Annotated in this window: 12 protein-coding genes; 4 read left to right on the forward strand and 8 right to left on the reverse strand. The window is 72.7% G+C overall.

Annotation, left to right across the window (positions count from 1 at the left end; translation table 11 throughout):
* Positions 1 to 277: 277 nt before the first annotated feature.
* From rplI to rpsF, 4 genes are read right to left on the reverse strand one after another with little or no spacing between them, the layout of a single operon-like run.
* The gene (gene rplI, locus Ae150APs1_RS16270; protein WP_010226887.1) at positions 278 to 724 is read right to left on the reverse strand and encodes a 50S ribosomal protein L9; all 447 of its coding nucleotides are present in this window, start codon (positions 722 to 724) and stop codon (positions 278 to 280) included.
* Positions 725 to 738: 14 nt separating this feature from the next.
* Entirely contained in the window at positions 739 to 975 is a 237-nt protein-coding gene (gene rpsR / locus Ae150APs1_RS16275) for a 30S ribosomal protein S18 (RefSeq protein WP_010226886.1), read from the reverse strand.
* Positions 976 to 1,029: 54 nt separating this feature from the next.
* A complete protein-coding gene (locus Ae150APs1_RS16280) occupies positions 1,030 to 1,623 on the reverse strand; it encodes a single-stranded DNA-binding protein (RefSeq protein WP_075298670.1) in 594 nt (197 codons plus the stop codon).
* Positions 1,624 to 1,636: 13 nt separating this feature from the next.
* Positions 1,637 to 1,951: a 30S ribosomal protein S6 gene (rpsF, locus tag Ae150APs1_RS16285; protein WP_029239343.1), complete on the reverse strand. Its 315-nt coding sequence runs from the start codon at positions 1,949 to 1,951 to the stop codon at positions 1,637 to 1,639.
* A 235-nt stretch (positions 1,952 to 2,186) separates the two neighbouring features.
* On the opposite strand from rpsF, the gene Ae150APs1_RS16290 reads away from it, so the two are divergent.
* Entirely contained in the window at positions 2,187 to 2,960 is a 774-nt protein-coding gene (locus Ae150APs1_RS16290) for a deoxyribonuclease IV (RefSeq protein ID WP_010226883.1), read from the forward strand.
* 36 nt (positions 2,961 to 2,996) lie between these two features.
* Here the strand turns inward: Ae150APs1_RS16290 and Ae150APs1_RS16295 are convergent, their stop codons facing one another.
* The 4 genes from Ae150APs1_RS16295 to Ae150APs1_RS16315 form a co-directional block, all read right to left on the reverse strand.
* Positions 2,997 to 3,674, reverse strand: coding sequence for a CoA pyrophosphatase (locus Ae150APs1_RS16295; protein WP_075302189.1), 678 nt, complete (start codon positions 3,672 to 3,674; stop codon positions 2,997 to 2,999).
* 356 nt (positions 3,675 to 4,030) lie between these two features.
* The gene (locus tag Ae150APs1_RS16300) at positions 4,031 to 5,587 is read right to left on the reverse strand and encodes a glycosyltransferase 87 family protein (RefSeq protein ID WP_075298673.1); all 1,557 of its coding nucleotides are present in this window, start codon (positions 5,585 to 5,587) and stop codon (positions 4,031 to 4,033) included.
* Between the two features lie 182 nt (positions 5,588 to 5,769).
* Complete coding sequence (locus tag Ae150APs1_RS16305) at positions 5,770 to 7,833, reverse strand: transglycosylase domain-containing protein (RefSeq protein WP_075298676.1); 2,064 nt, start codon at positions 7,831 to 7,833, stop codon at positions 5,770 to 5,772.
* A gap of 576 nt (positions 7,834 to 8,409) precedes the next feature.
* Positions 8,410 to 8,808 (reverse strand): DUF5318 family protein, encoded by a 399-nt coding sequence (locus Ae150APs1_RS16315; RefSeq protein ID WP_075298682.1) that lies wholly within the window; start codon positions 8,806 to 8,808, stop codon positions 8,410 to 8,412.
* A 200-nt stretch (positions 8,809 to 9,008) separates the two neighbouring features.
* On the opposite strand from Ae150APs1_RS16315, the gene Ae150APs1_RS16320 reads away from it, so the two are divergent.
* From Ae150APs1_RS16320 to Ae150APs1_RS32855, 3 genes are all read left to right on the forward strand, one after another.
* A complete protein-coding gene (locus Ae150APs1_RS16320; RefSeq protein WP_010228793.1) occupies positions 9,009 to 9,635 on the forward strand; it encodes a PadR family transcriptional regulator in 627 nt (208 codons plus the stop codon).
* A gap of 1 nt (position 9,636) precedes the next feature.
* Positions 9,637 to 10,716 (forward strand): inositol-3-phosphate synthase, encoded by a 1,080-nt coding sequence (locus tag Ae150APs1_RS16325; RefSeq protein ID WP_075298685.1) that lies wholly within the window; start codon positions 9,637 to 9,639, stop codon positions 10,714 to 10,716.
* A gap of 360 nt (positions 10,717 to 11,076) precedes the next feature.
* Positions 11,077 to 11,676 (forward strand): NlpC/P60 family protein, encoded by a 600-nt coding sequence (locus tag Ae150APs1_RS32855; RefSeq protein ID WP_075298687.1) that lies wholly within the window; start codon positions 11,077 to 11,079, stop codon positions 11,674 to 11,676.
* Positions 11,677 to 11,705 lie beyond the last annotated feature (29 nt).

Raw genomic sequence — 11,705 nt, forward strand, 5'->3', positions numbered from 1 at the left:
CAGACCTGTCGTGGGCGTGTCGGACTCCCCGGGGCACCGCTCACCGTCCGTCGCGTCCACAACCCCGTCCGACGACCGGGGCGTCACCCTGCGGCGTGTCGCCTGCGTGACAACGGATCCCGCCCCATTCACCCGACAGGGTGTCGCAGTCCACGTAGGACTCCGGAGGGCGAGACCGCGATCCCGATCGGTACCGACGAGAAAGGGCGGTGCCCGGAGCAGAGGCTCCGGGCACCGCCCTCACTACGTTGCGTGGTCGAGTGACCACGGCCACAGATCAGCCGGCGACGACCGCGATCGGCAGCTCGGTGGTGACCTCCGGGTGCAGGCGGACCTGCACCTGGTGCTTGCCCAGGGTCTTGATGTGACCCGGGACGTCGACCGTCCGCTTGTCCAGCGCCGGGCCGCCCGCGGTCTTCACCGCGTCGACGACGGCAGCCGGCGTGACCGAACCGAACAGACGACCGCTGGCGCCGGCCTTGGCCGGCACGGTGACGTTCAGGTTCTTCAGCTGCGAGTCGACCTGCTGGGCGTGGCCCAGGTCGCGGATCTCGCGGGTCTTCTGGGCCCGGCGGATCTGCTCGACCTGCTTCTCGGCGCCACGGGTGGCGACGACCGCGAGCTTGCGCGGCAGCAGGTAGTTACGGCCGTAGCCGTCCTTGACCTCGACGATGTCACCCGGGGCGCCCAGGTTCGGGACGTCGGCGTTGAGGATGAGCTTCACGTGTCTCCCCTTCCTCAGCGAGCGGTCGAGGTGTAGGGCAGCAGGGCCACCTCGCGGGAGTTCTTGACCGCGACGGCGACGTCACGCTGGTGCTGTCGGCAGTTGCCGGTCACACGGCGGGCGCGGATCTTGCCCCGGTCGGAGATGAACTTCCGCAGCAGACCGGTGTCCTTGTAGTCGATCGGCTGGGCCTTGTCCTTGCAGAAAGCGCAGACCTTCTTCTTCGGCTTGCGCACGATGGCCTTGGCCATGGTGGTGCTCCTGGAGTAGTCCACCGCCCGTGACGGGCGGGATGCGAACGTGGATCAGAAGGGGGGCTCGTCGTCGGACGCCGCTCCGCTGCCTGCGGGCGGGGCCGAACCCCAGGGGTCGTCATAGCCGCCGGAGTTGCCTCCACCGGACCCGCCGCCGCCTTGCTGGCCGCCGCCGAATCCGCCGCCACCGCCGCCGTCGTAGCCGCCGCCACCGCCACCGCCGCCGCCACCGCCGCCGCCACCGCCACCGCCACCGCCACCGCCACCGAAGCCTCCGCCCCGGCTGACCTTGTTGACCTTGGCGGTCGCGTAGCGGAGCGAGGGGCCGACCTCGTCGACCTCCATCTCCACGACGGTGCGCTTCTCACCCTCGCGGGTCTCGAAGGACCGCTGGCGGAGTCGCCCCTGCACCACGACCCGCGCACCGCGGGTCAGCGACTCGGCGACGTTCTCCGCCGCCTGCCGCCAGATGTTGCAGCGCAGGAACAGCGCCTCCCCGTCCTTCCACTCGCCGGACTGGCGGTCGAAGGTGCGCGGTGTGGACGCGACGGTGAAGTTGGCGACCGCGGCGCCGGAGGGGGTGAACCGCAGCTCGGGATCCGCCGTCAGGTTGCCCACGACGGTGATCACGGTCTCGCCGGCCATGACTGCCCCTCTCTCAGCCGGCGGCGGGCGCCGGCGTGCGGGTGACGTCCTTGCGCAGCACCTTGGTGCGCAGCACGGACTCGTTCAGGCCCAGCTGGCGGTCCAGCTCGGCGACGGTGGCCGGCTCCGCGGCGATCTCGACGACCGCGTAGATGGCCTCGCCCTGCTTCTTGATCTCGTAGGCCAGCCGGCGTTTGCCCCAGACCTCGATCTTCTCGATCGATCCGCCGTCGCTCTTCACGACGGTGAGGAACTGCTCCAGGGACGGCTGCACAGTGCGCTCGTCCAGGCTGCCGTCGAGGATGACCATGACCTCGTAATGACGCATGAGAACCACTCACCTCCTATGGACTCGTGACGGTCACGACCCCGACGGCCGTGACAGGAGGTTCTCAGTGCCCCCCGACAGTTCTCGATCCGCGACGACGTCGCGGCGACGACACTGCAGGAGAGCTGGGAAAGGTTACCAACGCCCGTCCGGGCCCCGACCTGCGGGTACACCGCTCCCGGGTCCCCGGGGCGGCGGGCGCCCGCTGTCGGGGGGCCTCGCTACCGTTGCCCGCATGCAGATCGGAGCACACGTCCGGGACGCCGAGGACCCGCTGGCCGAGGCCGGCGAGGTGGGCGCCGAGGTGATCCAGCTCTTCCTGTCCGATCCTCAGGGCTGGAAGAAACCGCCACCGCACCCGCGCGCGGCGGAGCTGGCGGCCTCCGAGGTCGCGGTGGTCGTGCACGCGCCCTACACCGCGAACGTCGCGTCGACGAACAACCGGATCCGCATCCCGTCCCGCAAGATCGTCCAGCAGCACCTGGCGGGTGCGGCCGAGGTCGGCGCGTTCGGCCTGGTCGTGCACGGCGGTCACGTCACGAAGGACGACGACCCGGCCACCGGTGTCGACAACTGGCGCAAGTTCGTGGAGCGCCAGGCCGGTGAGCACGGGTTCGACGTACCCGTCCTGATCGAGAACACCGCCGGCGGGGACAACGCGATGGCCCGCCGGTTCGACGCGCTCGGCCGGCTGTGGGACGCGGTCGGCGAGTTCGGCGTCGGGTTCTGTCTCGACACCTGTCACGCCTTCGCCGGCGGGGAGGAGCTGGCCGGTCTCGTGGAGCGCGCCCGGGCGATCACGGGGCGGATCGACCTGATCCACCTGAACTCTTCGCGCGACCCGTTCGACTCGGCACGCGACCGGCACGCCAACATCGACTCCGGGACCATCCCGCCGGACGAGCTGGCCGCCGTCGTCGCCGAGGCCGGTGCCCCGGTCGTGGTGGAGACCCCGGCCGAGGGGCAGGCCCGCGACATCGCCTGGCTCCGCGAGCACGCCACGGCCTGAGCCTCACCGGGCCACCGGGCCACCGGCTCACCGGGCTCACCGCCAGGCGAACACCGGCTGTTCCAGGTGCACCACCCGGGTCGCGCGGCCGTGCAGCACGACCTCCCGGAACTGGTGCAGCACCGCGCCAGTGGGGGCGTGCACGAAGCGGTCGAACAGCGGCACCTGGATCACCGGGGCGTCCGACTCCGGGATGGTGAGGAACCGGGGCTCGTGGTCGATCTCCGCCAGCGGCGGGCGGTGCAGCTCGCCGACCTCGTCGGGGTTCGGCACGGGCTCCCCGGCGCCGCCGGCCCACAGCACGACCGGCGTGATCACGTAGCCGGAACGGGTGGGGTAGTCGTCCAGCAGGCCCAGCACACGATCGGGACCGAGCTCCAGACCGATCTCCTCGGACACCTCGCGCCGGCCCGCCTGCTCGGCGGTCTCGCCGTCGTCGAGGCGGCCGCCGGGCAGCGCCCACTGTCCCGAGTGCGCGCGCAGCGACCGGGCCCGCCGGGTCAGGACGAAGGCGATCTCGTCGGCCAGCGGCCCGTCCCCGGTGGCACCAGGGACCGGGAGCAGCGTCATGGTCACGGCCGCGGCGCGCTTCCCGGCACGGTCGGCGTCCGACGCGGTGTGGCGCGCGTGCGGCGGGAGGACGGTGAGTGCCTCCCCGATCCGCTCGCACAGCCGCTGCTGCACCCGGTCCGGGACCACCGCGTCGTCGCCCATGGCCCGATCCTGCCGCACCGTCCCCGCACCGGCGCCGACAGCGAGACCCGGGTCACCCTGGTCTCGCCGGTCGCACAGGTCGTCGCCGAACCGCACGGGTTCTCTGCGCCCCGCACAAGGTCGAGACCGTGCGGGGAGCCCTGGACGTGTGCGGTTGAGGGCAGATTGTGCGAGGCGGCGCCCGGCCTGTGCCGCGCCGGGCCCTGCGGGGCCGGCGCCCCCGCACGGCGACCGGGCGGACCCTGCGACGCCCGGCCGAGCTGCGCGGCGACCCGACAGACCCCGCGACGCCCGGCCGAGCTGCGCGGCGACCCAGCAGAACGGCAGAGCGGCGGAGCGGCGGAGCGGCGGAGCGCTCAGGATCGCGTGGGCGGATCGCGCCGCTCGGACCGGTTCGGCCACGGCTCCCGGACGGCCGCGCCCCGCTCCGGAGTGCCCCGCACACGGCGCCGCCGCGGCGGTTCCGGACGATCGGTCCCCGTCGCTCCGGCGGTAAGGCCGATCTCGTCCGCTGCCACCGGTCCCGCGCTCTGTCCCGCGCCCAGCAGCGAGCTCGACGGCCCCGCGCCCGGCCCCGGCGGCACCGGCGCCGCGGCGACGGGCCCGGTCGCCCGCGGCCACACCGGGTCCGGGTCCTGGCCGGGCTCGGGCTCCCGGCGCAGGATCTGCCGCACCACGAGCACGCACAGCCAGACCACGACCGCGTCGCGGACGAGCACCGTGACCAGGAACGGCTCGACCGGCAGACCCTTGGCCTCGACCCCGAGGTACTGGTACATCCGCGGCACCCAGACGAGTGCGTCGACCGTCATCCAGGCCAGCAGCAGCCGCCACCGCGGCAGCGCCAGCACGGCGAGGGGCACCAGCCACAGCGAGTACTGCGGGCTCCACACCTTGTTCAGCAGCAGGAACGCCGCGACGACGAGGAAACCCAGCTCCGCCACCGCAGGCGGGCGCGGGGCGCGCCACGCCAGCCAGGCGATCGCAGCGAACGCGAGCACCATCAGCGCGGCGGTGACGGCGTTGAGGACGGAGGGCGCGGCACCGTCGGCGAGCCGGCCGTCGAACCCGGCCCAGCCGGTGAACCAGTACAGCGAGTACCAGATCGAGTCCGGATCGGCCGGACGCGTGCGGTTGGGCAGGAAGAACTCCGCCCAGCCGCGTGGCCAGGCCAGCGCGACGGGCAGGTTCACCGCCACCCAGGACCCGATCGCCGCACCGACGACCCACGCCGCACGCGGCAGGCCACCGGAGGACCGTCGTCGCCACCCGACGAGCAGGATCGGCAGCAGCAGCAACGCCGGATAGAGCTTCGCGGCGGCGCCGAGCCCGATCAGCACGCCCGCCCAGCCGGGCCGGTCCCGGCGCAGCGCGAGCAACGCGCCGGTCGCGAGCGCGACGGTGACGGTGTCGAAGTTGGTGAAGGCGTGCACCAGCGCCAGCGGGGAGAGCGCGACCAGCGCGGCGTCCCACGGGCGTTCGGGGCGGAGCATCAGCACCGCCCACACCACCGCGAGCCATCCGGCGGCGAGCCAGAACGCCGTGATGTCGAAGTAGACGACGACGTCGAGCGCGCTCGGCAGCGGCAGCCGCTCGGACAGCCACATCCACCCGTCGGTGAGCTGGGCGTTCAGGTACTGGAAGAACCCGGTGAGGACCGGGTACTCCATGTAGCGCTCGACCCGGGACCCGTCGGCCGCGGACTCGAACCAGGCGTCGCGGTAGGGGACGCCGTCGTCGGCTAGACCTTCGAGCCCGTAGAGCGGAACGGTGTCGGAGTAGCACATCGCGACGTACTGGCGGTCGTTGCGCCAGTCCAGCGCGAGCACCCCGTCCGCGGTGCGGTACTCCTGCAGGCAGGCCGCCTTGCCGAGCCAGCTCACGGCCAGCACGACCACCGCGAACAGCAGCACGGTGCGCAGCGGCGTCCAGTACCGGGCCCGGCCGACGAGCGCGTGCCTACCGAGCGGGCCCCCGGCGATCCGGCTGGCCGAGCGCGCCAGCGGCTCGGTCCACGTCGGGACGACCCGGCCGGTCGGGCCGTCCCCGGTCCGCCGCTCCTCGGGCGGGGCGGGGCCGGGACGGCCGGCTCCGGTCAGTTGTTCTCCCCGGTCGGTTCGCCGCCGCCGTCCGGGTCCTCGTCGTCGGCGAACGGGTTGTCCCGGCCGGGGCGGTCGTTGTCCGTGGACTCGCGGGTCCGGTCGCCGCCGTCGCCGCGGCCGGAGTCACCGTTTCCGGAGTCACCGTCGCCGGACTTGTCCCGTCCCGGTTCCCCGCTCGGCTCGGCGCTCCCGGTGGGCTGCTCGCCGGTGTCGGTGGAGGCCTCCCGTGCGGGGGGCGCCTGGCCGATCGGCTCGAAGCCGGAGAACCGTTCGACGGGGGTGCCGTCCAGCACGTCGTCCATGAACGACTGCCAGATCGACCCCGGCAGCATCCGGCCGTAGATCGGGTTCCCGGAGGAGTTCCTGATCGGGCTGTTGTCGTCGGTGCCGACCCAGACCGCGGTGGACACCGACGGCGTGTAGCCGACCGTCCAGGCGTCGTTGTTCTGGCCCTCGGTGCCGCTCTGCACGGTGCCGGTCTTGGCGGCGACCGGCCGGCCGCCGCTCAGGCCGATCCGCGAGGAGTCCGCGACGTCGGTCATCGACTCGGTGACGTTGCGCGCCACCTCGGGGTCCATCACCTGCTCGCCGGTGTCGGTCGAGCCGCGGTCGAAGATGACCCGGCCGTCGCTCGCCGTGACCTTGGCGACGAGGTACGGCTCGCGTTTCACACCGTCCGCGGCGAAGGTGCCGTAGGCCGACGCCATGTCCTCCGGGTGGACCTCACGGTCACCCAGCGAGATGCCGCCGGTGGGGTTCGGCAGGAGGTCGCCGGGAATGCCGGCCTGGTGCGCGGCCTCGGCGACCTTCTGCGGGCCGACGTCGAGACCCATCCGGTAGAAGACCGTGTTGATCGACTTCGTCATGGCCTCCTTGACCGAGCAGCTCGCACAGCTGACGCCCTCGGAGTTGGTGACCTTCGCGCCCGCCAGGGTCTGCGGGGAGGAGCCGTCGTAGGTGGCTCCCAACCCGATCGGGTCCGGGGCCTGCAGGGCCGCGGCCAGCACGAACGGCTTGAACGACGACCCCGGCTGCTTGAGCACGCTCGCGTAGTCGAGCCCGACGCCGTTCTCGCCGCCGTAGTAGGCGAGGACCGCGCCGGTCTTCGGGTCCACCGACACCAGCGACGAGCGCAGGTTCTCCGGCTGGCCCTCCATGATGTCCTTGACCGCCCGGGTGGCGTCCTCCTGGGCCTTCGGGTCGACCGTGGTGGTGACCGTCAGTCCCTGGGTGTTGATCTCCGCCTCGGAGATGCCGAGCCTCTCCAGCTCGGCGCGGGCGGCGTTGTAGATGTGGCCGCGGTCGTCGCCGGGGATGCCGCCGCCCTGGTTGCCCGCGGACTCCCGCCACTGCGGGAACTGCTGCTGCGAGCGCTCCGCCGGGGACAGCCAGTTCTGCTGGACCATGCCGTCGAGGACGAACGCCCAGCGCTGCTGGGACATCTCGAGGTTCTTCGCCGGGTCCCAGCGCGACGGCGACTGGATGAGGCCGGCGAGCATCGCGCCCTCGGAGGGGCCGAGGTCCTGGACGTTCTTCCCGAAGTACGCCTGGGACGCGGCCTGCACGCCGTAGGCACCGCGACCGAGGTAGATCGCGTTCAGGTAGTTCTCCAGGATCTGTTCCTTGGTCATCTCCTTGGAGATCTTCGCCGCGAGCACGACCTCGCGGAACTTCCGGAACAGCGAGTACTGGTCGTTGCCGGTGGTCACCTTCACGTACTGCTGGGTGATCGTCGACCCACCACCGATCCCGCCGGTGAGCTGGTTGATCACCGCGCGGCCGATGCCGGAGATGTCGAAGCCGGGGTTGGAGTAGAACGAGCGGTCCTCGGCGGACAGCACGGCCTGCTGCACCGGCAGCGGGACCTGGTCGAGGCCGACACTGGTCCGGTTGACGTTGTCCGGCCGGACGGTCGCGAACGGCGCTCCGTCGGCGTAGGAGAACGTGGCGACCTGGCTGACGGCGATGTCGTCGGCGTTCGGCACCGGGAACACCAGCCAGCCGATCGCGAACGCGACGAGCGGGCCGATGACCGCCAGTGCGGCCGCCCCGAGCACCCAGTTCCGGATCCGGCACCGGCGCGACCTGCCGCCCTTCGGGGGCTCGCCGCCGTCACCGGGACGGCGGCCGTCGCCACGTCCGGGCGGGCCGGGCGGACCGCCACCGGCGCGGCCGGGTGGCGGCTGCTGTGCCGGGTACGGGCGGTCGACCGGGTCGAAGTTGCCGACGCCGGAGTCCTCGTGGGTCAGCAGCGGCGGCGGCGACTGGGCGTACGGCGCCTGCGGCGGCGGCCGCTGACCGGGGGGCGGCCCGGGCGGGGGCCCCGGGGGCGGTCCCGGACGACCGTTCGGCCCCGGACGGCCGGGAGGCGGTCCGGGCGGCGGAGGCGGAGGCCCGTTCCGGCGGGGTCCCTGACCCGGACGGGGGGCCGGTGGGGGGAGGGGACGGCCGGGGGGCGGCGGGGGTCCGGGTGGCGGGGTGCGCCGGGGGTCACGCTCGTCGTTCACCGGGCGGCTCCGTGGGGTGCGGTCTCGCTGGTCCGCCGTCCGGGCCGGGGGAGCCCGGGGCGGTGGTCCGTTCGCGGTCCGGTGCCGTGCATGCGGTCCGGGTCGTCGCGGCGCTCGGTGTGCGGGTCATCCGCCCGCGATCCTGGGTCCGCGGCGCTGCCGCCGGCCGGTGCCGAGGACGAACGACCGGACCAGATGGTTCCAGCCGCACGCCCGGCACACCTCGACGACGTGCACCGTGAACTCGGGATGGTGCGCGGCCAGCTGCTCCAGGTCGGCCCCCGAGCGGGCCGAACCGGAGACGTGCCGGAGGCTCTCGCCGAACACCCAGGACACCTGGGCGAGCGGCTCCTTGCGGCACACCGGGCAGGTCTCGTCGACCGTGGTGCCGTGGAACCGGGCGGCGCGGTGCAGGTAGGCACCCGCATCGCACACCTCCTCCGGACCGACCCGACCGGCGCGGACGTCGCCCAGCAGCGCGCGGCGCTGCAGGGCGTAGTCCACCACCTGTCGCGGATTGAGCACCCTTCCAGGGTACGCGCGGCCGTCCGTCGTACCCAGCGGCCGCCCCGTCGGAGTAGCGGTCCCGGCCCAGGTGACGGCCGTCCACCCGGGTCACGACGGTCTGTGATGACGATCATGCATGAGGCGCGCCGATGTATCGGACCGATATAGTCCTCCGGGTCGACCCCGGGCGGGGCCCGGGGGTGACGAGGAGGTGTGCCGTGCTGGAGTTCGCCGTGCTCGGCCTGCTCCAGGACGGCCCGCTGCACGGGTACGAGCTGCGCAAGCAGCTCGGTCGCCGGCTGGGCGGCCCGCGGGCATTCTCCTACGGGTCGCTGTATCCGGCGCTGCGCAGGCTCGTCCGGGCCGGGCTCATCGCCGACACCGGCGATCCCGCGGACAGTGTCGCGGGTGGCCGGCTGCGGCGCGGCCGCCGGGTCTACCGGATCACCGGCGACGGGAAGGACCGTTTCGCCGAGATCCTCGACGAGGCCGGGCCACAGGCGTGGGAGGACGGAAGTTTCGGCGTGCACCTGGCGTTCTTCTCGCGGACGCCGGTGGCGACGAGGATCCGCATCCTGGAGGGTCGCCGCCGGACGGTGGAGGAACGCCGGGACGGACTGCGCGTCACGCTGGGACGCACCGGTGAGCAGATCGACCGCTACACCCGCGAGCTGCACCGCCTCGGGCTGGAGAGCTCCGAGCGCGAGGTGCGCTGGCTGAACGAGCTGCTCGCGACCGAACGGGCGGAGCAGCTCGACGAGACCATCCCCGGCACGGGAGCCGGTACGGACGCCGGACCCGGATCCGGCGGGCAACGACAGGACGAGACAACAGGAGGAGCCTGACATGAGCCAGGTTCGGGTCGCGGTCGTCGGCGTGGGCAACTGCGCGGCGTCGCTGGTGCAGGGTGTCCGCTACTACGCGGGCGCCGACCCGTCGACCAAGGTCCCCGGCCTGATGCACGTGGACTTCGGCGGCTACCACGTCGGGGACGTGACGTTCGTGGCCGCGTTCGACGTCGACGCGAAGAAGGTCGGGCACGACCTCTCCGACGCCATCTCGGCCAGCGAGAACAACACGATCAAGATCGCGGACGTGCCACCGCTGGGCGTGACCGTCCAGCGCGGGCCGACCCTCGACGGCCTCGGGCGCTTCTACCGGGACACGATCACCGAGTCCGACGACGAGCCGGTCGACGTCGCGCAGGCGCTGCGCGACTCGGGCGCCGACGTCCTCGTGTCCTACCTGCCGGTGGGCAGCGAGGACGCCGACCGGTTCTACGCCCAGGCCGCCATCGACGCCGGAGTCGGCTTCGTGAACGCGCTGCCGGTGTTCATCGCGTCCGACCCGGAGTGGGCCGAGAAGTTCCGTGCGGCCGGCGTGCCGATCGTCGGCGACGACATCAAGTCGCAGGTCGGCGCCACCATCACCCACCGGGTGCTGGCGAAGCTGTTCGAGGACCGCGGCGTGCAGCTCGACCGCACGATGCAGCTCAACGTGGGCGGGAACATGGACTTCCTGAACATGAAGGAGCTGGAGCGGCTCGAGTCGAAGAAGGTCTCGAAGACCCAGTCCGTGACGTCCCAGGTGGACCGGGACATGGGCAAGGACAACGTGCACATCGGCCCGTCGGACTACGTGGCCTGGCTGGACGACCGCAAGTGGGCCTACGTGCGGCTGGAGGGCCGGGCGTTCGGTGACGTCCCGCTGAGCCTGGAGTACAAGCTCGAGGTCTGGGACTCGCCGAACTCGGCCGGGATCATCATCGACGCCGTGCGCGCGGCGAAGATCGCGATGGACCGCGGGATCGGCGGACCGATCCTCTCGGCGTCGAGCTACTTCATGAAGTCCCCGCCGGAACAGTACCGCGACTCCGAGGCGCGGGACAAGGTGGAGGAGTTCATCCGGGGCGAGGGCGACGCCTGATCACTTTCCGTTCCGGTGCCGGCCCGGACGGTGACCACGCAGGTCACCGCCGGGCCGTCGCCGTTTCCGGAGCAGGAAGTTCCCGATCCGGAATCTTCTCGGAATTGTTCGTGAGCGCAGTCATGCATTGATTGTGTGCTGCGTCATTTATTCGAACGATATGTGTTCGTAATGTGCGCGTCGGCCTTGCGCGACCGACGCCCACCCGGGGCGGAGGGGCGCGGGGTCACCGCCGGGCGACGACGCGGGCGGGAAGCCGGTCCCGGCACGTCGCTCCCTCGGCACGCCGGTCACTCCCCTGAAGAACCGGCGCTTCCGCCTCCACCGCACGCCCGGGGTGCTACTCCCGAGGATTTTCCCGTGCCCCAGCGCACCACCGCTCCGGCGCTCCGCGTCGCCGTCGTGGCCACCGCCGCCGCGGCGGCCGCCCTGTCCGTGCTCCCCGCGGCCGCGGCGGCCCCCGCCGACGCCGCCCCGGCCCCCGCCGCGTCCGTGACCCGTGACGTCGCGCCGGCCGCCGCCGTCCTGCCCGCCGCCCCCGCACCCGCGGTCAACCCCGCCGCGCAGAACGTGGCCGAGGCCGCCAAGGCCGCCGCGCCCGCCGCCCGTGCCGCGGCCGCCCGCAGCAGCGCGCTGTCCACCGCGATGGCCCAGCTCGGCAAGCCCTACAGCTGGGGTGCCACCGGGCCCAGCGCGTTCGACTGCTCCGGCCTGGTCAGCTACGCCTACAAGAAGGCAGGCAAGGACGTCCCGCGTACCAGCAAGGCCCAGGCGTCGGCGGGCACGAAGGTGTCGAAGTCGAACCTGCAGGCCGGTGACCTGGTCTTCTTCTACAGCCCGGTCAGCCACGTGGGCATCTACATGGGCGACGGCAAGATCGTCCACGCCTCCACCAGCGGCGAGCCGGTCAAGGTGTCCGACATGGACGCGATGCCGTTCAACTCCGCGCGCCGGATCTGATCCGGCCCCGGACGACCGGACCGGCGGCC

Origin of the sequence: Pseudonocardia sp. Ae150A_Ps1, assembly GCF_001932315.1 — a bacterium.
Lineage (GTDB): Bacteria > Actinomycetota > Actinomycetes > Mycobacteriales > Pseudonocardiaceae > Pseudonocardia.

Excerpts from the sequence above, each read along its gene's own strand:
- Ae150APs1_RS16280 (WP_075298670.1), bottom strand. The coding sequence starts at position 1,623 with ATGGCCGGCGAGACCGTGATCACCGTCGTGGGCAACCTGACGGCGGAT.
- rpsR (WP_010226886.1), bottom strand. The coding sequence starts at position 975 with ATGGCCAAGGCCATCGTGCGCAAGCCGAAGAAGAAGGTCTGCGCTTTC.
- Ae150APs1_RS16295 (WP_075302189.1), bottom strand. The coding sequence starts at position 3,674 with ATGGGCGACGACGCGGTGGTCCCGGACCGGGTGCAGCAGCGGCTGTGC.
- rpsF (WP_029239343.1), bottom strand. The coding sequence starts at position 1,951 with ATGCGTCATTACGAGGTCATGGTCATCCTCGACGGCAGCCTGGACGAG.
- Ae150APs1_RS16290 (WP_010226883.1), top strand. The coding sequence starts at position 2,187 with ATGCAGATCGGAGCACACGTCCGGGACGCCGAGGACCCGCTGGCCGAG.
- Ae150APs1_RS16325 (WP_075298685.1), top strand. The coding sequence starts at position 9,637 with ATGAGCCAGGTTCGGGTCGCGGTCGTCGGCGTGGGCAACTGCGCGGCG.